This is a genomic window from Chryseobacterium aahli (assembly GCF_022699665.1).
In the GTDB taxonomy this organism is placed as follows: domain Bacteria; phylum Bacteroidota; class Bacteroidia; order Flavobacteriales; family Weeksellaceae; genus Chryseobacterium; species Chryseobacterium aahli.
This window is the reverse complement of the sequence record NZ_JALDNB010000014.1, coordinates 78266-97365: the sequence shown is the minus strand read 5'-3', so window position 1 is coordinate 97365 and position 19100 is coordinate 78266. Positions and strand designations below refer to the sequence as shown.

The 19100-nt window shown below is 34.2% G+C and carries 18 protein-coding genes; 8 read left to right on the top strand and 10 right to left on the bottom strand.

What is annotated here, in order from left to right:
• Positions 1-547 precede the first annotated feature (547 nt).
• On the bottom strand, positions 548-1834 hold the full coding sequence (locus MQX03_RS18345) for an adenylosuccinate synthase (RefSeq protein ID WP_242804775.1): 1287 nt from the start codon (positions 1832-1834) through the stop codon (positions 548-550).
• A gap of 158 nt (positions 1835-1992) precedes the next feature.
• On the opposite strand from MQX03_RS18345, the gene MQX03_RS18340 reads away from it, so the two are divergent.
• Positions 1993-2781 carry a GIY-YIG nuclease family protein gene (locus MQX03_RS18340; RefSeq protein ID WP_242804773.1) on the top strand — a complete coding sequence of 263 codons (789 nt, stop codon included), beginning with the start codon at positions 1993-1995 and terminating at the stop codon, positions 2779-2781.
• 128 nt (positions 2782-2909) lie between these two features.
• Here MQX03_RS18340 and MQX03_RS18335 read toward each other — a convergent pair whose 3' ends face one another.
• On the bottom strand, positions 2910-4496 hold the full coding sequence (locus MQX03_RS18335) for an ABC-F family ATP-binding cassette domain-containing protein (protein WP_242804771.1): 1587 nt from the start codon (positions 4494-4496) through the stop codon (positions 2910-2912).
• Between the two features lie 489 nt (positions 4497-4985).
• On the opposite strand from MQX03_RS18335, the gene hpt reads away from it, so the two are divergent.
• From hpt to MQX03_RS18305, 6 genes are all read left to right on the top strand, one after another.
• Positions 4986-5540: a hypoxanthine phosphoribosyltransferase gene (gene hpt / locus MQX03_RS18330; protein WP_129536427.1), complete on the top strand. Its 555-nt coding sequence runs from the start codon at positions 4986-4988 to the stop codon at positions 5538-5540.
• 123 nt (positions 5541-5663) lie between these two features.
• Positions 5664-6242, top strand: a complete 579-nt coding sequence (locus MQX03_RS18325; protein WP_242804770.1) for an adenylate kinase — start codon at positions 5664-5666, stop codon at positions 6240-6242.
• Positions 6243-6321: 79 nt separating this feature from the next.
• Positions 6322-7305 carry a GTPase ObgE gene (obgE, locus tag MQX03_RS18320; protein ID WP_129536425.1) on the top strand — a complete coding sequence of 328 codons (984 nt, stop codon included), beginning with the start codon at positions 6322-6324 and terminating at the stop codon, positions 7303-7305.
• An 84-nt stretch (positions 7306-7389) separates the two neighbouring features.
• Positions 7390-8028: a porin family protein gene (locus tag MQX03_RS18315; RefSeq protein WP_242804768.1), complete on the top strand. Its 639-nt coding sequence runs from the start codon at positions 7390-7392 to the stop codon at positions 8026-8028.
• Between the two features lie 77 nt (positions 8029-8105).
• The gene (locus tag MQX03_RS18310; RefSeq protein WP_242804766.1) at positions 8106-8594 is read left to right on the top strand and encodes a DUF6438 domain-containing protein; all 489 of its coding nucleotides are present in this window, start codon (positions 8106-8108) and stop codon (positions 8592-8594) included.
• A gap of 162 nt (positions 8595-8756) precedes the next feature.
• Positions 8757-10025 (top strand): DEAD/DEAH box helicase, encoded by a 1269-nt coding sequence (locus tag MQX03_RS18305; protein ID WP_242804764.1) that lies wholly within the window; start codon positions 8757-8759, stop codon positions 10023-10025.
• 36 nt (positions 10026-10061) lie between these two features.
• Here MQX03_RS18305 and MQX03_RS18300 read toward each other — a convergent pair whose 3' ends face one another.
• The 8 genes from MQX03_RS18300 to MQX03_RS18265 all read right to left on the bottom strand — a co-directional run bounded on the left by MQX03_RS18300 (position 10062) and on the right by MQX03_RS18265 (position 18043).
• On the bottom strand, positions 10062-10859 hold the full coding sequence (locus MQX03_RS18300; RefSeq protein WP_242804761.1) for a class I SAM-dependent methyltransferase: 798 nt from the start codon (positions 10857-10859) through the stop codon (positions 10062-10064).
• Between the two features lie 3 nt (positions 10860-10862).
• Positions 10863-11627, bottom strand: a complete 765-nt coding sequence (locus MQX03_RS18295) for a TatD family hydrolase (protein ID WP_242804759.1) — start codon at positions 11625-11627, stop codon at positions 10863-10865.
• Positions 11628-11632: 5 nt separating this feature from the next.
• Positions 11633-12160 carry a DUF4269 domain-containing protein gene (locus MQX03_RS18290; protein ID WP_242804757.1) on the bottom strand — a complete coding sequence of 176 codons (528 nt, stop codon included), beginning with the start codon at positions 12158-12160 and terminating at the stop codon, positions 11633-11635.
• A 6-nt stretch (positions 12161-12166) separates the two neighbouring features.
• On the bottom strand, positions 12167-13117 hold the full coding sequence (locus MQX03_RS18285; RefSeq protein ID WP_242804755.1) for a GSCFA domain-containing protein: 951 nt from the start codon (positions 13115-13117) through the stop codon (positions 12167-12169).
• Between the two features lie 75 nt (positions 13118-13192).
• On the bottom strand, positions 13193-14164 hold the full coding sequence (locus tag MQX03_RS18280; RefSeq protein WP_242804753.1) for a polyprenyl synthetase family protein: 972 nt from the start codon (positions 14162-14164) through the stop codon (positions 13193-13195).
• A gap of 106 nt (positions 14165-14270) precedes the next feature.
• Positions 14271-15413, bottom strand: coding sequence for an inorganic phosphate transporter (locus MQX03_RS18275; protein WP_242804751.1), 1143 nt, complete (start codon positions 15411-15413; stop codon positions 14271-14273).
• A gap of 22 nt (positions 15414-15435) precedes the next feature.
• Positions 15436-16074 carry a DUF47 domain-containing protein gene (locus MQX03_RS18270; protein ID WP_129536417.1) on the bottom strand — a complete coding sequence of 213 codons (639 nt, stop codon included), beginning with the start codon at positions 16072-16074 and terminating at the stop codon, positions 15436-15438.
• A 244-nt stretch (positions 16075-16318) separates the two neighbouring features.
• Positions 16319-18043, bottom strand: coding sequence for a DEAD/DEAH box helicase (locus MQX03_RS18265; protein ID WP_129536416.1), 1725 nt, complete (start codon positions 18041-18043; stop codon positions 16319-16321).
• A 279-nt stretch (positions 18044-18322) separates the two neighbouring features.
• On the opposite strand from MQX03_RS18265, the gene MQX03_RS18260 reads away from it, so the two are divergent.
• Positions 18323-19000, top strand: coding sequence for a DUF2461 domain-containing protein (locus tag MQX03_RS18260; protein ID WP_242804749.1), 678 nt, complete (start codon positions 18323-18325; stop codon positions 18998-19000).
• Positions 19001-19100 lie beyond the last annotated feature (100 nt).

The following is a 19100-nucleotide window of genomic DNA, read 5'->3' as shown; positions in this document are numbered from 1 at the left end:
TTAGTTTTCTATATTCTTTGAATTAATTATCGAAACAATATCAAAATATTTGCCAAAAATTTATCAAAACAGAATCATTTTGCTAAAATGTATGATGAATTATAAAATTAACTATTTATTGAATAGGATTTTGAGGTTGCAAATAATTGGAACTTATTGATGATGAACTGTATAAGTCATGATACATTGAATTTCTTGACATTCGAGTTTTTTCAAAAAGAAATTTTCTTTTGCCCAGTCCTAAAGGGAGGAAAATTTCTTACAGATCCGTACAAGGCAGGAACAAAAAGAAAATATTCAATGACGAAACATTGAATCTATGTCAAAAACCCTAGCCCCGATGGGAACGGCATCCTTTTTTGTTTTTTGGTGATGGAAATTAGCATTGGGAAAAACAAAAAAGATATAGTGGACAGCGGGAAATAGCTCCCGAAAATATGAGTAATAAGTAATGTGCAATAAATAATTTATAAGAGTTCCATTATTTGTAACAAAAAAAAGAGACTATCAGTTGACAGTCTCTTTTTTTTATATAAAAATTATTTTCTTAGAATAATTCTTTTCTGATGATGTTTTGGCTTCTTTCCGGTCCTACAGAAACTAAGTAAACATTGATTCCTAAATACTTTTCGATAAACTCGATATATTCCTGAGCAGTATCAGGAAGTTCGTCGTAGCTTCTTACTTTTGTAAGATCTTCTTTCCAACCCGGCAAATCTTGGTAGATTGGCTCGTAGTTGTATAATTTTTCTGTTGAAGAAGTGAAATAATCGATGATTTTTCCGTCTTCAGTTTTGTAATGCGTAACGATTTTCAGGTTTTCAATTCCTGTAAGAACGTCTAGTTTCGTAATCACTAAATTATTGATTCCGTTTATCATACAAGCGTGCTTCAAAGAAACAAGGTCTAACCAACCTGTTCTTCTTGGTCTACCTGTAGTCGCTCCAAACTCACCACCGATCTGTCTGATGCTTTCTCCTAACTCATTGTCCAATTCAGAAGGGAAAGGCCCGTTTCCTACTCTAGTGCAATATGCTTTGGCAACACCAATCAGGTTTTTCAATGAAGTTGGCGGAACACCAGCTCCTGTACAAACTCCTCCTGTTGACGGAGAAGATGAGGTAACGTAAGGATAAGTTCCAAAGTCAATATCAAGCATCAAAGCCTGAGCTCCTTCAAACAATACGTTTTTACCGTCTCTGATCGCTTCGTTTAACTCCAATTCAGTATCAACGATTCTTTCCTGAAGCTGTTTTCCGATTTCTAAATATTCGTTGTAGATTTCTTCAACGTCTAAAGTCGGTTTTCCGTAATATTTTTCGAAAAGTGAGTTTTTAACTTTTAAGTTTTTCTCAATTTTATCTCTTAAAATCTCAGGATTCAAAAGGTCTACCATTCTGATCCCGATTCTTGCAATTTTATCTTCATAGCAAGGTCCGATTCCTTTTTTGGTGGTTCCGATCTGAGTTCCTCCGTGCTCTTCCTCACGGTAAGTATCCAAAAGAATGTGGTAAGGCATGATGACATGCGCTCTTCTGCTTATAAAGATGTGATCTGTTCTCAAGCCTTTGCTTTCGATCTGACCCACTTCTTTAATGAAAGATTTAGGATTTACCACTACTCCATTGGCAATGATACATTTTCCTTTACACTGCAAAACTCCTGAAGGAAGAAGGTGCAAAACAAATTTCTCTTCACCCACATAAACCGTGTGACCAGCGTTGTCCCCTCCTTGGAAACGTACAACGTAATCAGATTTTGCCGATAAAACATCAGTGATTTTTCCTTTACCTTCATCTCCATACTGAAGACCTACAACTACGTAAGTTGACATATTTTACTTTTATTTTAGATTCGTACAAAATTACTTTTAAAAAATTGGGTGGGCAAATTTGAGGGGAATTTTATTTTTGGGTGGGTGGAAATCATGTGGATAAATCTTAAAAAAAATTGACCATTTGTCTGATTTATTTTTAAATTTAAGAAAAAAACATGGAGGAATTAAAAATAATTAATGATGAATTTAATAACGGCTATTTTGAACTAAATGAAGAATTAATTCATTTACTTAACCAAGACGACTTAAATGGAAGTATCAATAATGTACTTATTGGAATTAATCAGGAATGTTTTGGTGTAAGATTATTTGATGAAGAAGAAATTATCATTGAATTATTTTATATAACTTATAACCAAAAACCAGAAGGAGATCTTATTAGGATAAATCTCAATAGCAAATTTTACGCTTTAATTTTACTGAGATTCTGCTCAATTTTAGAAACGAAATATAAACTCATTAAAGAAATAGACACTTTTAACACCTTTCAACAGTATTTAAGAACAGCATTAGAAAAGGATAAACATTTTACTATAACGAATCTTGAATTGAAAGAGTGGATGGAAGAGGGAACTATCATAAACACATTTTACAAATCAATTAAAGTAATCGAAATGATTCCGAAAGTTGAGTTTTTAAGATCAATTTTCAACAACAACTATAATATTTTTAATGCAGAGCACAAAAGTGAATACATTTATTTAATGGTAAATAAAGAAACCTCTTTAATAAAGATCGGCTTTAGCAAACAGCCAATTTTTAGAGAAAAAACTTTACAATCCAAAGAACCAGAAATTTTTAGAATTGCTTGTTGGAAAGCACAACGTTCTGTGGAAACTGAATTACATAGAAAATATAAAGAAAAGAGAGTCAGAGGAGAATACTTTAAATTGAACTTAAAAGATTTACATGAAATAAATAGATTTATGGAAAATTACAATTAAATAATTTGTTAGAAATCTTAGTTTGTCATTCTGAATGCAGTAAAGCAAAATGAAGAATCTCAAAAAAGATGAGATCCTTCACTCCATTTCATTTCGTTCTGAATGACAACTTGAAAAAATTTAAATTTTCAAAGCAAAACCTCATTCATAACCCCAATCTCCTCCAAAAACACCCCATCATGCGAAATCACTACCAAAGTCCCATGATAATCCTTAATAGAATTCGTCAGAATTTCCACATTTTGAAGGTCTAAATTATTCGTCGGTTCATCGAGAATGATCATATCCGGAGCTTTATTGCTAATGGAAAGTCCACACAGTAGAAGTCGTAATCGCTCTCCTCCACTTAGAACATAACATTTTTTGTCCCAGCTTTCTTTTCCGAATAAAAATCTTGACAGTAACATTTTCACTTCAGATTCCTGCATTGCGTTGTCATTGAACTGTTGGGCAAAATCATAAACTGTTGCATTTCTGTCAATCAAAGAATATTCCTGATCAATATAAATCGTCTGAAAATCTGATTTAGAAATGTTTCCAACAGAAGGTTTCAAATCTCCCAACAACAGCTTGATTAAACTCGTTTTTCCCGAACCATTCGAGCCTTTGATGGAAATTCTGTAACCATTTCGGATTTCAAGATTGAGATTTTCTTTCCAAAGATTTTCATCATTGTATTTAAAATTAATTTCCTCTGCTGAAATCAAAATTTTCCCCGAATGCAGATTTGAATCATTAAAATTCACTTTCATCTGATCCGCATTTCTCACAGAAGAACGCAAATCCCGCAAGTCACCGGAAATATCATTGATTTTCTCGGTGTGAATTGATTTTAATTTTGAAGAATTTTTCTCGGCATTATTCCGCAGCGCATTCATCATAATTCTCGCTACACCCGATTTTTCCTGCTTTCCTTTTCCTCTTGCATCGAGTTTCTGTTTTCGTTCCAACGTTTCTCTTTCCTTTTCTTTGGCTTTTTTCAGCGCCCGTTCTTTCGAATGAATATCGTTTTGCAGAGCTTCATTTTCAATTACTTTTTGTTCGGCATAAAAATCATAATTTCCACCATACGTCGAAATTCCCTGATTACTCAATTCGAAAATCGTATCCACTAAATTCAGCAAAGCTCGGTCATGACTGACGATAACAACTGTTGAACTAGTTTTTTCGATAAAATTGTACAGGAGATTTCTTCCTTCCAGATCGAGATGATTCGTCGGTTCGTCCAATAAAATAATTTCAGGTTGGTTAATCTGAATTCCGGCAAGAAAAACTTTTGTTTTTTGTCCGCCACTCAGACTTTCTAAGGTTTGATTTAAATCTAAATTCTCCAATCTCCAGTGTTGCAAAGCGATTTGACAGCGTTCTTCAATGTCCCAGTCGTCATTTAAAATTTCAAAATAAATTTCATCCACTTTCCCACTCGTAATTTTTTGAAGAGCTTCTAATTTTTTGTCAATTTTTAAACATTGCGCAATCGTCAGATCATTAAAATTTCCGAACATCTGCGGAACATAGAGCATATCACCCTGAATATTGACGCTTCCATCCAATGGTTCAATTTCGTGGGCAATAATTTTCAGCAAAGTTGATTTTCCTGTACCGTTGCTTCCGACCAAAGCCGATTTTGTTTGAGAAGGTATCGTTAAATTGATAGAATTAAAAAGCGGATCACCCGCAGGAAACCCAAAGGATATATTCTGTAGAAAAAGCATAATTTCTTTATTTAATTAAGTCGAACTTCAATAACTTTTTGGGTTATTGTTGATTAAATCTGAAAGAAATTAAATTCTACATGCGGGTTGTTTTGGGTTTTGTGAGTTGCAAAGATAAGGAATTTAATAATTTAAATTTTCAACTCATTGATAGTCATTTCGCCAAAGGATATTTTTTTAGTATTGTTATTAATGATGATTAGTTTTTAGAAGCTATTTCCAGCTATCCACTCATACTCCTCGTTCCCGCTGCATGACCCAACGCTTACTGTGGAGTAACAGTTACTATCTGGGCTAGGAAGATCTTACTGTTGAAAACCACCCCGTCTCAATTTTCTCTGAAAATTGATCCACCCCCTCAAAAGGAGGGGAATTTAAATTCGTAAATATTTTGCTAATTACTGTTATAAAACAAGTTTTGTAAACCTGACAGACCTCACAAAAAACTTTCATCAAAAATCCGTAACTTTGCCGCCTACTAAAAATTTTATGGAAAGTATACAAGTTCACGACAAAACTTTTGTTCCTTATTTAGAGGACGCCGAAATTCAGGAAATCGTAAAAGCGACCGCTTTAAAAATTTATGAAGATTACAAGGATGAAGTTCCTGTTTTCATTGGTGTTTTGAACGGAGTAATCATGTTCTTCTCAGACCTTCTGAAGCATTATCCGGGGGAATGTGAAATTGCATTTATCCAGATGAGTTCTTACGCAGGAACAGAATCTACAGGAATCGTTTACCAGAAAATGGAACTGACGAAAGACGTAAAAGACCGTCACATCATCTTAGTAGAAGATATTGTTGACACAGGAAACACCGTTGAAAGTTTATTTAAATATTTCAACGAAACACAACGTCCGAAATCTGTAAAAATAGCTTCATTCTTATTAAAGCCTGAAGTGTATAAGAAAGATTTTAAATTAGATTATATCGGAAAAGAAATTCCAAACAAATTTGTTTTGGGTTATGGTCTTGACTATGATGAATTGGGAAGAAACCTTCCGAATTTGTATCAGTTGGAAGAAGGAACCATTAACCATTAAACAGCTTTTAGCTATTTGATGATGGCTTTAGCTTTAAAAATTAAAAAGAAATAAATTTAATAATAACTAAATATAGCTAAAGGTAAGAGGCCACACACCAATTACCAAAAGCTCCTCAACGCTATGATAAACATTGTTCTGTTCGGCCCTCCAGGAAGTGGAAAAGGGACTCAAGCTCAAAATCTGATTGAGAAATTTAATTTAAAACAAATCTCAACAGGTGATCTTTTCAGATTCAACATGAAAAATGATACTGAACTTGGAAAACTGGCAAAATCTTACATTGATAAAGGAGAATTGGTTCCGGATCAGGTAACGATTGATATGCTGATTGACGAATTAAGAAAGCCGACCGATGCTGCAGGATTTATTTTCGATGGATATCCTAGAACTGCTGTACAAACAGAAGCTTTGGAAAAAATTGTAAAAGATGAACTGAATGACAACATTGATATTTGTCTTTCATTGATCGTCGAAGATAAAATTTTGGTTGAAAGATTGTTGAAAAGAGGTGAAACCAGCGGTAGAACTGATGACAGCAATGTAGAAATCATTGAAAACAGAATAAAAGAATATTACACAAAAACTGCAGAAGTTGCAGAATTATATAAGCAGCAAGGTAAGTACATTGAGATCAACGGTGTAGGAGAAATCAATGAGATTTCTGAAAAGCTTTTTGCTGAAGTAGAAAAAATAAAATAGTTTAAAGTTGTGAGTGATGAGTTATAAGTTAATACAATTCATTCTCATAATTCATAACTCATAACTCAAATTGTAAGAAATGTCAAATTTTGTAGATTACGTAAAGATTCATTGTAAAAGCGGTCATGGTGGCGCAGGTTCTGCCCATCTTCGCCGTGAAAAATATATTCCCAAAGGTGGTCCTGATGGTGGAGACGGTGGCCGTGGTGGCCACGTTATCATGAAGGGGAATTCACAAGAATGGACTTTACTTCCACTTCGTTACACACGTCACGTAAAAGCGGAACGTGGACAAAACGGAGCAAAAAACCAGTTAACCGGAGCATACGGAGAAGATACTTACATCGAAGTTCCAGTAGGAACGATTGCTAAAAATGAAGAAGGTGAAATTGTAGGTGAAATCTTAGAGCACGGTCAGGAAATCATCCTGATGGAAGGTGGAAAAGGTGGAAAAGGAAATGAGCACTTCAAATCATCAACACACCAAACTCCTCGTTATGCACAACCTGGAATGGACGGACAGGAAGGTTACATTGTTTTCGAACTTAAAATCTTGGCTGATGTCGGTTTGGTAGGCTTCCCTAATGCAGGAAAATCTACGCTTTTAGCTTCTGTTTCGGCGGCAAGACCTAAAATCGCTAATTATGCTTTTACAACTTTAACTCCCAATTTAGGAATTGTAGATTACAGAAATTATAAATCTTTTGTAATGGCAGATATTCCCGGAATTATCGAAGGAGCGGCTGAAGGAAAAGGTTTGGGACACAGATTCTTAAGACATATTGAAAGAAATTCAATTTTATTGTTTTTAATTCCTGCAGATTCTGAACATCATTTTCAAGAGTTTAAAATTCTGGAGAACGAATTGAAAGAATATAATCCTGAATTATTGGATAAAGATTTCGTTATTTCCGTTTCAAAAGCAGACCTTTTGGATGACGAATTGAAAAAAGAAATCTCAGCAGAATTTCCGGAGCACAGAAAACCATTATTCTTCTCAGGAGTTACTGGCGAAGGCTTGATGGAACTGAAAGACGCCATCTGGAAACAGCTACACGGATAAAATATTAAATTGTGCTGTAACTCCCATTACAGCACAATTTCTTTATACTTCCTACGTTTAATCAGGAATAAACTTTTTAAAAAAATGAAAAAAAACTTTTTTTTTGCTTTAGCAATCACTATTTCGGGATTTATAAGCGCTCAGGATTCGAAATCGGATTCCGACACAAATTTTAAATTTGGAGTAAAAGCAGGATACAATCTGTCTAGCATGAAATTTTTTGATAATACATTGGATTCAAAATCTTATTTCTACGCAGGACTTGTTGGTGAACAGCCCATTTCTTCAAAAGTGGGAATCCAGGCGGAAGTTCTGTATACACAATTGGGTGGTACAGAATCTATGCCGCTTATGTCACTTGTTGGTACCGATATGACGTATAATGGTACTGTAGATTTTAACTATCAATTAAATCAAATTCAAGTTCCGGTTTCTGTAAAATATTATTTTATTCCCAACTTTTCGGCTTCTGCTGGTATGAATTTCGGGTTTAATATTTCTGAGAAATTAAAAACTGACGGAATTGTCAACGGAGGTACCTCAATGAACTATGATGGAATTAAAAGTCTCAATCTATTTCCTTTTCTTGGAACAGAATACAAAATCACAGACCAGTTCTTTATAGATGCCCGATATAATTTTAATTTTATTGAAATCAACAAAGGAGGTTTGCCTACAAAAGTAGGTTTTCTACAAGCTGGTGTAGGGTACAGATTTAACTAATAACAAAAAAGAGAAACTCACAAGGTTTCTCTTTTTTTGGAACACTTATTGAGAGACTCCACACAAATTTAAAAACAATGAAATATTTATTAGGTCTTTTTGCAATCATAGTTTTATTCTCTTGCCAATCTCAGAAAGTAGAATCAAAATATTCAACAATAGAATATGAAGCAGGAGCTTGTTTTGGGTTTTGCCCGATTTACAAAATGACGATTCAGGCAGACCGAACTGCAGTTCTGGAGGCAGAACATTTTAATTTTTCTAAAGGAACTTCAAAAGACGAATTTTCAAAACCAAGAGAAGGAACTTTCACCACAACCATCAAAGAAGCCGACTACAATAAACTGGTAGCTTCATTGAATAATCTGGATGTAAAAAGTCTTCAGGATAAATATGGAAAACGTAACGTGAGCGATATGCCGACTTCATATTTAAGAATTAAACTAGCAGACGGAACTTCAAAAAACACAGAAGATTACGGTAAAAGAGGTTCTGAAAAACTGATGAAAGTCTACCAGATTTTTGAGGATTTAAAGCAAAATCAGCAGTGGACGAAAGTAAAATAATTGCTTTTCATTAATTTAGTCTATCTTTGCAGTATATTTCGCGGCATTCTCAGCCAGTAAAGTAATTTTTTACTCAAAATTCTGTTAAAAGTTTTTAGCAGATCTGCTAAAAATGATGAAGTATACTGCTTCACCCGCACTATTTTAATACACAATACAATTTTGTTATTTACAGACTTAAACATTATCAAGCCCATCTTGGATGCGCTTCAAAAGCAAGGTTATGAAAAACCTACCCCTATTCAGGAACAAGCAATTCCTTCAATTTTAGAACACAGAGATGTACTGGGAACTGCACAGACAGGAACCGGAAAAACAGCAGCATTTGCTATCCCTATCTTACAAAACCTTACCGAAAGAAAAGGTCCTAAGAACAATCATATCAAAGCATTAATTCTTACTCCAACGAGAGAATTAGCGATACAGATCGAAGAAAGTTTCGATGCATACGGAAAAAATTTACCGCTTAGAAAATTGGTAGTTTTCGGCGGTGTAAAGCAAGGAAGCCAAGAAACAGCTTTGAGAAGAGGTGTTGACATTTTGGTGGCAACTCCCGGAAGACTATTAGATTTTATCGCTCAGGGAATTATCAGTTTAAAAAATCTTGAAATCTTTGTATTAGACGAAGCCGACAGAATGTTGGACATGGGTTTTGTACACGATGTGAAAAGAATCATTAAACTTTTACCTCAAAAAAGACAGACTCTTTTCTTCTCGGCAACAATGCCTACAGAAATTCAGAAATTGGCAGATTCTATTTTGAATACGCCGATTAAAGTTTCTGTAACTCCTATTTCCTCAACTGCTGAAACAATTAAGCAAGCAGTTTACTTTGTTGATAAAGACAATAAATTGGAATTGTTGACGCATATCCTGCAGAACGACATTCAAGGATCTGTGTTGGTATTCTCTAGAACGAAACATGGAGCTGATAAAATTGCAAGAAAACTACAATCTGCAAACATCTCCGCAGAAGCTATCCACGGGAACAAATCTCAAAATGCAAGACAGAATGCTTTAAGTAATTTTAAAGGAGGAAGAACACGTGTTTTGGTAGCAACAGACATCGCCGCAAGAGGAATTGATATCGACGAACTGAAATATGTGGTAAACTACGAACTTTCAGACGTTGCAGAAACTTACGTTCACAGAATTGGTAGAACGGGTCGTGCAGGTTCGGAAGGATCTTCAATTTCATTCGTAGATGGTTTAGATTTATTAAACCTAAAGGATACAGAAAAATTGATTGGAATGAAAATTCCGGTTGAAAAAAATCATCCTTTCCACACTGATAATCTGGTGGTTGAAAAAAGAGATTCAAACAATAAACCTTTTACACCAAGACCAAGACCTGCAGGTGGTGGTCAGCAACAAAAATCGGATCACAGTAAGAAGCCAAAAAACAAGAGTAATTTTTCTAGAAAGAAATAATAAAGAAGCCTTCCAAATTTTGGAAGGCTTTACTTTTTATATTTTTTTTAGAACCCAAATATCTTGTTGTAATTTACTGTCTTTGATGTAGGATTCTGTATGCTCTAGAATCTCATAATCTGAAAAAAGTTTTCGCACAAAATCATCCGGTTGAAATGCGGAATATGTCCTGTGGCCTTCTTTTACATTCCCTCTTACAATAAGATTTCCTTTATTGAACTCATTTGCTTCAGATTGTGTAAGAATTGTTTTGAATAAATTCCCTTGCAAAGATAGAATCAAAATACCATCTTTTCTGATTATTCTTGTAAGCTCATTTTTCCATGTATGATGAAGTTCCTCAGACAGATGAGTGAAAATTGAAATTCCATAAATAATATCAAAACAGCTATCTTGATAAGGCAATTTTGCTTCCAAAGAGTTTAAATTAAAACTTACATTTTTGATATTTTTCTTATTCCATTCAATTGAATTCTTATTATAATCAGTTCCGAAAACCGAACAAGTTTCCGGTAATATATCAGGTAGATGTCTGATAATTCTAGCTGGACCGCAACCCCAATCTAAAATCTTAAGAGATTCTAAATTTTTATATTTCTCAACAATACTCAATAACCAATGCGCAGCAGATAGACCACTTTTATAGTAGCTTTCATAGTTGATCTGAAATGACTCATACATCAAATAATCCGGTGGAAATTTAAAAGTAGGATGATTCTTTTGAAAGCTAATGTTCTTATTACGATTTTTAAACTTATAAAAATAGAATCTTAATTGATCTGCCCGAAATAATAGACTTTTTTCTCTCAAAAATTTAGAAATTATTACCTTCATATTCTAATTATTAAACATTCTCTTCGCATTCTCATTTGTAATTCTATCAATCTCAGCAAAATCTTTATTGTAGATATCGACCAACTTCCCTGCAACCAGATCAAGATAAGAACTTTCATTTCTTTTTCCTCTGAATGGAACTGGTGCCAAATAAGGTGAGTCAGTTTCCAAAACGATTTTATCTAAAGGAATTTCGTTTAAAAACTGATCGATCTTTCCGTTTTTAAAAGTTACTACTCCACCGATTCCTAAAATGAAATTTAAATCTATGGCGTGTTTTGCTTGTTCGAGATTTCCCGAAAAACAATGGAAAATCCCTCTTAATTTTGGGTGTCTTTTTCTTTCTAAAACTTCAAAAGTTTCGTCAAAACTTTCTCTGGTATGAATCACAATTGGTAAGTCTTTTTCAATTGCCCAATCAATTTGTTGCTCAAAAGCTTTTATCTGAATATCCAAAGTGGATTTATCCCAATACAAATCAATCCCAATTTCTCCGATGGCGGGAAAACTTCTTTCATCCAGATATTTCTTTACAATTCCCAATTCAGTTTCCCAAGACTCCGGTTTTACGTAACACGGATGAAGTCCCATCATTGAAAATATCTGATTCGGATAATCGCTTTCTAACTGAAGCATTTTCTGATGAGATTCTGAATCAATTGCCGGAAGATAAAACTCTGTAATTCCTTTATCTAAAGCTCTTTGAATAGCTTCTTTTCTGTCTTCATCAAACTCTTCCGAATATAAATGGGTATGCGTATCAATCATTATTTTTAAAGTTTTAATAGATCTTCGTAAGGATTCTCTAAATTCAGCAACATTCCGAAAGCGGGTTCTGTTTTGATTCCTTTTTTCTTTAACTCTATTATTTTTTGTGTAAAATCTTCTCCTTTTTCCTGTAATATTTTGTGTTCTGCAATCATGTGAAGATAGGCGTTTTGCTGAGTTGTTGGTTTGTTTTGTCCAAAAATTTCAATGGGAAACTCTTCCAACATAAAATTTATAACGATACATTTTTCGTCATTTAAAATAATATTTTCAACGGTCGCCATATTCTCAAGAGGAATTAATTTACTGAACATTATTTCATCTAAAAAACCTTCTTCAAATCTGAGATCAACTTCACAAATAATATCTAAATCGCTTCCATCAATGTCAATTCCAATTGGAATCGTTCCCGCTAAAATCGGAGAAAAATTAGAAAGCTTTTCAAACACTTTGTACTTTGTAATAACTTCAAAAGCTCTTTTCTGTCTTTCATTTCCGTCTTTCAGATAATCAATTTTGGTAAAATCAATCATTCGAAATCAGAATATTTTGTGTTTAGTTTTTTTTCTCTGGTTTTCAATCCTTTGATTCAGCTTTTCCCGAAATTCTATATACTTCGGATCTTTTTCATCGTCAGATCTGTGTTCTAAAGCTTTATTAATTTTAAAATTTTCTTTAATAAAATCTTTAGTTTCGTCTGAAAAATAAGCGTTTCCAAATTTCTCAAAAATATAATTGACAGCCTGAGAATTTGGGTGAATCATATCATCTTTGTAGAATCTATAATCCCGAAGATCATCCATCAAAATCTCGTAAACAGGCAGATAATGGCAGTTTTCGATTTCAGAAATCACCTCATGAATGCCCGTAATCAGTTTTGATTTGCTCAGCTGATTTTCAATCATTCCGTCTTTTGTATGACGAACAGGCGAAACGGTGAACAAAATCTGAAGATCGTCTTTGCAGATGTCTTTCAGATTTAAAATCGTATCGTAAATAGAATCTGTAAGTTCTTGATGTGTCAGCAATCTTTTTTCAAAAAACTTCTGTGGAATTTTATGACAGTTTGCCACCAGCTTTTTTTTAGGTTCAAATTCATAAATAAATGAAGTTCCATAAGTGATAATTACCCAATTTGAATCCTGCAGAAACTGATTTCCAACAACAATTTTTGAATTAATTTTCTCTAAAGTCTGATGGATAAACCTCGTATCAAAACTTGAATGATGATCTAATGAAATAAATTCATCATTAAAAACAATTAATTCTTCTTCATGGTAAAACTCAGAATCATGAAGCCTTTTAATCGAATTATTAATTGAAAAAGGATTAAACAACGTTCCAAACGGGTTGTTCACGGACTGTAACTGACCTTGCTGAAACAATTCAGACATCTCAGAAGCAAAACACGATCCTATCGAAAATATTTTATCTTCAATTTCAATCTTTTTATAAGATTCTGTAAGGTTTACTTCAGTCCGGAATTTCATTCTATAGGTAAAAGGCTGCAGATATTAGGTTGCAGGTAAAGTACACCTTACAACCTATTATCTACAACCTAAAAATTAGCTTTCTCTTCTTAAAAGGTAATTTGCCAATTCAGCAAACGGTTTTTTCTTGTCTTCTGCTATGTCGATTTTAGCAAGATAACTTTGACCGATTTCGTTATGTTTTTCGATCAGACGTAATGCTTTCTCGTCAACTTTTGTTCTTCTGAAAATTTTCTCAACACCGTAGACTTTATCAATATTATCGGTCTTTTTAGAATACCAGTAATCCAGTTCTTTTTTCTCTTCTTCGGTACCATGTTCTTTGGCTAATAGATAAAGAACGGTCTTTTTATTTTCGTAAATATCACCTGCGTGTTTCTTACCAAACTGCGCCTGATCACCGAATACATCCAAATAATCATCCATAATCTGGAAGGCAATTCCGATGTGTTTTCCGAAGTTGAAAATGGCTTTTGCATCTTTAAACTGGGCTTTAGCAATCAACGCACCGATCTCAAACGAAGATGCGCTTAAAACTCCAGTTTTATAAGTAATCATTCTGATATAATCATCAAAAGTTACATTTCCCTGCGTTTCAAAATTGATATCATACTGCTGGCCTTCACATAAAAGCAAACCCGTATGGGTGAATATTCTGATACACGCTTTGAAAATTTCAGGCTCAAGATCTTCAAAAAACTTGTAGGCTTTCAGCATCAATCCGTCTCCAGAAAGAATTCCGACGTTGATTCCGTGTAAAGTATGAATGGTAGGCTTGTTTCTTCTTAGTGGCGCTTCATCCATAATATCATCATGAATCAAGGTGAAATTATGGAAAAACTCAATGGCCAGAGCAGGCTTTATCGCCTGCTTCATGTCACCACCAAACAAATCGCACGCCATAAGAACCATAATCGGACGAAGGCGCTTGCCACCGTGCGAGATGATATAATTCATGGGTTCATACAATTCTGCAGGTTTATCTTTGAACGTATATTTATTAATGGCGTCAGCAACAATCTGTTGGTAGGTGTCTAAGAATTCCATAAAGTTTTTAATTTTAACAAAAATACGATTTTTCAAGTGTTTCAAAACAAAAAACTTTGCCTATTAAGACAAAGTTTAGTGAGATATTATTGATTTTTTTTTAAAATTAAGTTAAATACGTCACTGCAAGATAAGTCAATGCAGCAACAATTGCCGAAATAGGGATGGTTAAAACCCAAGCCCAAAGCAAGCTTACTGTAATTCCCCAACGTACTGCAGAAACTCTTTTCGTTAATCCAACTCCGATAATTGAACCGGTAATGGTATGTGTCGTAGAAACAGGAATACCAAAGTGATCAGTAATGAACAATGTGATTGCACCAGCAGTTTCAGCACTTACGCCTTCTAATGGAGTTACTTTCGTAATCTTCGTACCCATTGTTTTGATGATCTTCCAACCTCCACTCATTGTACCTAAAGCGATCGCAACAAACGAAACTAAAGGAACCCACATATAATGCTCTGCAAAATAATTAAAACGTTCAGCAGATTCAATATTTAAATAAACAGGATCCTGAAGCATATTTACATGGTAGTAGATCAATGCTGCCCCGATGATCCCCATTACTTTTTGAGCGTCATTAAGACCGTGTCCTAAACTAAACAAAGCCGAAGAAACCAACTGTAATCTCTTGAAAGATTTATCAGCTTTATGCGGATTTGATTTTTTATAAAGATGTACGATAATTAAGGTAATGATAATGGAAATAATCATCCCAATAACCGGAGCAAGGAAAATAAACAGGAAAATAGGAATTACTTTACTGAATTTCACAACATCCTGACTTGCTACTTTAGTAATGGTCTGTTTTAAAGTATCAAATATTCCCAAATCTGGAGTGGCAGCCACAACTTCACGGTAATCCATCAAGAAAGCGTGCATCAATGCTGCTCCCAAGAAACCACCAATCAAAGTGTGAGATGATGATGAAGGAATTCCGAACCACCATGTCAAAAGATTCCAAGCGATCGCAGCGATCAATCCTGAAAAGATAACTTCCAAGGTAATAAAGTTCTCATTGACGGTTTTTGCAATCGTGTTACCGATTTTAAACTCACCAATGATGTAAGCTGCGATAAAGAAAGCTGCAAAATTCCAAACTGCTGCCCAAAGTACCGCCTGAAACGGAGTTAAAACTTTTGTTGAAACAATTGTCGCAATAGAGTTGGCAGCGTCATGAAAACCATTAATATAATCGAAGATTAAAGCCAAAGCAATAATAACCGTAAGTAAAATAGGAAAATCCATTTTTTGTTATGTATTGTTTTTTTTAAGCGTATTTAATCATGATGTTCTCAATCGTATTGGCAACATCTTCTGCTTTGTCGGTTACGATCTCAAGATAGTTAAGAACTGATGATATTTTGATGATATTGATGGCATCATTCGTTTCGAAAAGCTCTACCATAGAGTTTGAAAGAAGATCATCAGCAATGTTCTCGATAGAATTTACTTTAATACAAGCTTCTTTTACCTGCTCCATGTTTTTAAAACCTTTAAGGTTTTTCATCGCATTCTGAATTTCAAGACAAGCCTTGTGAATCAATAGTGAGAAGTCTGCATAAGCCTTCATCATCGGAGACTTGTACAAGAAAATATATTTTGTAGAAGCGTAGATATAATCTGCAATATCATCTAAACCAGTTGCCAGTGTGTGAATATCTTCACGGTCGAAAGGTGTGATGAAGTTTTTCCCCAATTCAATAAAGATCTCATGAGTAAGTTCGTCATTTTTGTGCTCGTAGTCGCTCATCAGTTTCAACATTGCATCGTCATTAAGATCGAAATCCTTTACTCCGTTGTTGAAATCATTAGACATTGCAACTAAATTTTCTGTTACTTTTTCGAAAAGCACAAAGAAGATTTTGTCTTTTGGCTGAAATGCGTGGAAAATATTACCAATTGCCATTTGTAAATTGTATTTAATTTATTCGTGTGCAAATTTCCTAAAAAAGCACCTTAACAAAAAGCATCCAGCATTAATTTTTGTTAATATTGGGTTAATATTTGTTCACATCAGAGGCTAACAACAAATCAAATCCCCCATCGTACTTATAATCAATATTTTAAGCTTAAATCTTACACCATTTTTAATTTAAAAAACAAAAAAAGCCGACAAAATTGCCGGCTCAAAATATATTTTAGGTTTAAGATCAGTTCGCCTCTTCAGCTCTCATGTCTTTACCTTTAAACTTCATAGATTGAAGATTTCCTATAAGCTCATTGCTAAAAGATTTTTCAACTTCAAAGAAAGAGAATTTCTCAAGAATTTCGATGTTTCCAATCTCAGCTCTTTTGCTTCCTTTGCTTGATGTAGCTTTGTTGATGATTTCCAATACATCTAGTTTTTTCAATTGGTCTTTTTTACCAAGGTTGAAGAAAAATCTAGTCATATTCTCGTCTCTCTGTCTTGGCTTACCACCACGATCTCCTCTTCTTTCACCTCTGTCGCTACGTTCGTTACGATCTCCTCTATCACGATCTCTTCCTCTGTCACGGTCTCTACCGCCTCTGCTGTCTCTGTCTCTTCCACCTCTGTCATCATCTCTGTTGTTGAACTTCTGATCCACAAGATCCTGCTTGTCTTTATAGTACAAAGCAAAGTCTTTCAACTGGAACTGTAGCAACTGAACAACCAATTCTTCTTTAGTGAAATTACTCAAATCAGGAACAAGACTTTGATCAAATTCAAAGATAGTTTCGTGCTCTGTCATTAGTTTTTCAAAAACTCCTTTTACCTGAGCCGAAATTACTTCGTCACCAGTAGGAATTTTCTTCTCAACGATATCAATTTTCGTCGTAGATTTTATCTGCTTCAGCTTTCTGCTTTCTTCAGGCTTGATCAATGACATAGAAATACCGTCTTTTCCTGCTCTACCTGTTCTTCCGCTTCTGTGTACAAAAACTTCAGGATCATCCGGTAAAGAGAAGTGAATAACGTGCGTCAATGAATCAACATCCAAACCTCTTGCAGCAACGTCAGTCGCCACCAAGATATCGATGTTTTTCAATCTGAATTTCTTCATTACCGTATCTCTCTGCGCTTGAGAAAGATCACCATGAAGAGCATCAGCTGCATAACCGTTTTGCATTAAAAAGTCTGCAACCTCCTGAGTTTCCATTCTTGTTCTACAGAAAATAATAGAATACTGATTCGGGTTTGCATCAATTAGTCTTTTCAGAGCTTCTTTTTTGTTACGGTAACCCACAACATAGAATTCATGCTTGATGTTCTTTTTAACTTCGTTAATAGAACCCACAGAAATACGGTGAGGAGTTGTAAGGTAACTTTTAGAAATTCTTTCTACTTCTTTGCTCATCGTTGCCGAGAACAAGAAAGTTTGTTTTGTTTCAGGAGTTTCTCTCAAAATTGTTTCCAATTCGTCTTTGAAACCCATAGATAGCATCTCATCTGCCTCATCCAAAACCAACCAGTGGATTTCAGAGAAATCAAGAGCTTTTCTGTTGATCAAGTCGATCACCCTTCCTGGAGTACCCACAATCACTTGTGGCTTATCTCTCAAAGAACGCATTTGATCCGTAATACTGCTTCCACCATAAACTGCTGTAGTTTTGATGTTTTTCATGTACTTCGAATAGTTGTTAATGTCTTTTGAAATCTGTAGACATAGTTCTCGTGTCGGGCAAAGCACCAAAAATTGGATTTTGCGACTCGTATCGTCAATCATGTCCAAAATCGGAAGCGAAAACGCTGCTGTTTTGCCTGTCCCTGTCTGCGCAAGTGCGATAAGATCGCGAATATCTGATTGAATAAAAGGGATAGTCTGTTTTTGGATTTCTGTCGGGCTTTCGTAACCCAGTTCGCCAATGGCCTTAAGGATATCAGGACTTAAATTGGTCTCCGTAAATAAATTCATTAATTAATATAAAATTTTTGCAAAGATACAACTAATTATTGGATAATGCTTTATATAATATTAACGAATTGATAATTTTAATTTAGAAAACTCTAAGTATTTTCGAATTTATACAAAAAAAGGACAAAAATTTTATTTTAAATTTAAAAAACCCTCAAATTCCTTTTATTTTATCGATTTATTTGAATTTTTCATTAATACTTATGAATTATTTAAATGAAAGATAAAAACTGCAAGTCTGATTAGATTTCTTTAATTTTGATTAAAATAATACAGAAAATGACGGCTACACTTTCAAAAAAAATATTTGACTATCTGAAACAGCTCGATGAAAACAACAATCGAGAGTGGTTTAACGACAATAAAAATCTTTTCACTGAGGCTCAGGAAGAATTTGAAAATTTTGTAGAACAACTTATTCAGGAAGTCGGAAAATCTGATGAAAAAGTAGCGAAACTCAATGCTAAAAAATCATTGCTCAGAATTTATAGAGACATTCGTTTTTCTAAAGATAAAACGCCTTACAAAAATTATTTCGGTGCATCACTCGGAATGGGAAAAAGCAACGAAAAATCGGGTCACTACCTTCATATTCAACCCAGAAAATCATTTATCGCCAGTGGAATTTACCTGCCTGAAGCACCTGTTTTAAAAGAAATCAGAAAAGAAATATCAGTCTTTAAAGATGAATTTTTAAAAGCAATTGATCACAAAGATTTCAAAAAATACTATGGTGAATTAGACCGTGAGCATGAGTTGAAAAAAATTCCTCAAGGTTTTGAAAAAGAAGATCCAATGGCGGAATATCTTAGACTTAAAAGTTTTATCGGAGTTTATAACCTGACAAATAAAGATGCCATGGATAAAAACGCTGTACAAAAACTAACTGATATTATGAATTCTGCAAAACCTTTTAATGATTTTTTAAATGCGCCTTTTTCAAATGCTTCTGAGTAATCCACAGCTTCCAAACAACATAAATAACTCATAAACAAGGTTTTACATTTGTGATATTTTAACATCGTTTTAACATTTTTCACTATCTTTGTCGGTCGTC

What these genes read in the sequence shown, in the direction of transcription:
- MQX03_RS18345 (WP_242804775.1), bottom strand. Translation starts at nt 1,834, where the DNA reads ATGTCAACTTACGTAGTTGTAGGTCTTCAGTATGGAGATGAAGGTAAA.
- MQX03_RS18340 (WP_242804773.1), top strand. Translation starts at nt 1,993, where the DNA reads ATGGAGGAATTAAAAATAATTAATGATGAATTTAATAACGGCTATTTT.
- MQX03_RS18335 (WP_242804771.1), bottom strand. Translation starts at nt 4,496, where the DNA reads ATGCTTTTTCTACAGAATATATCCTTTGGGTTTCCTGCGGGTGATCCG.
- hpt (WP_129536427.1), top strand. Translation starts at nt 4,986, where the DNA reads ATGGAAAGTATACAAGTTCACGACAAAACTTTTGTTCCTTATTTAGAG.
- MQX03_RS18325 (WP_242804770.1), top strand. Translation starts at nt 5,664, where the DNA reads ATGATAAACATTGTTCTGTTCGGCCCTCCAGGAAGTGGAAAAGGGACT.
- obgE (WP_129536425.1), top strand. Translation starts at nt 6,322, where the DNA reads ATGTCAAATTTTGTAGATTACGTAAAGATTCATTGTAAAAGCGGTCAT.
- MQX03_RS18315 (WP_242804768.1), top strand. Translation starts at nt 7,390, where the DNA reads ATGAAAAAAAACTTTTTTTTTGCTTTAGCAATCACTATTTCGGGATTT.
- MQX03_RS18310 (WP_242804766.1), top strand. Translation starts at nt 8,106, where the DNA reads ATGAAATATTTATTAGGTCTTTTTGCAATCATAGTTTTATTCTCTTGC.
- MQX03_RS18300 (WP_242804761.1), bottom strand. Translation starts at nt 10,859, where the DNA reads ATGAAGGTAATAATTTCTAAATTTTTGAGAGAAAAAAGTCTATTATTT.
- MQX03_RS18295 (WP_242804759.1), bottom strand. Translation starts at nt 11,627, where the DNA reads ATGATTGATACGCATACCCATTTATATTCGGAAGAGTTTGATGAAGAC.
- MQX03_RS18290 (WP_242804757.1), bottom strand. Translation starts at nt 12,160, where the DNA reads ATGATTGATTTTACCAAAATTGATTATCTGAAAGACGGAAATGAAAGA.
- MQX03_RS18285 (WP_242804755.1), bottom strand. Translation starts at nt 13,117, where the DNA reads ATGAAATTCCGGACTGAAGTAAACCTTACAGAATCTTATAAAAAGATT.
- MQX03_RS18280 (WP_242804753.1), bottom strand. Translation starts at nt 14,164, where the DNA reads ATGGAATTCTTAGACACCTACCAACAGATTGTTGCTGACGCCATTAAT.
- MQX03_RS18275 (WP_242804751.1), bottom strand. Translation starts at nt 15,413, where the DNA reads ATGGATTTTCCTATTTTACTTACGGTTATTATTGCTTTGGCTTTAATC.
- MQX03_RS18270 (WP_129536417.1), bottom strand. Translation starts at nt 16,074, where the DNA reads ATGGCAATTGGTAATATTTTCCACGCATTTCAGCCAAAAGACAAAATC.
- MQX03_RS18265 (WP_129536416.1), bottom strand. Translation starts at nt 18,043, where the DNA reads ATGAATTTATTTACGGAGACCAATTTAAGTCCTGATATCCTTAAGGCC.
- MQX03_RS18260 (WP_242804749.1), top strand. Translation starts at nt 18,323, where the DNA reads ATGACGGCTACACTTTCAAAAAAAATATTTGACTATCTGAAACAGCTC.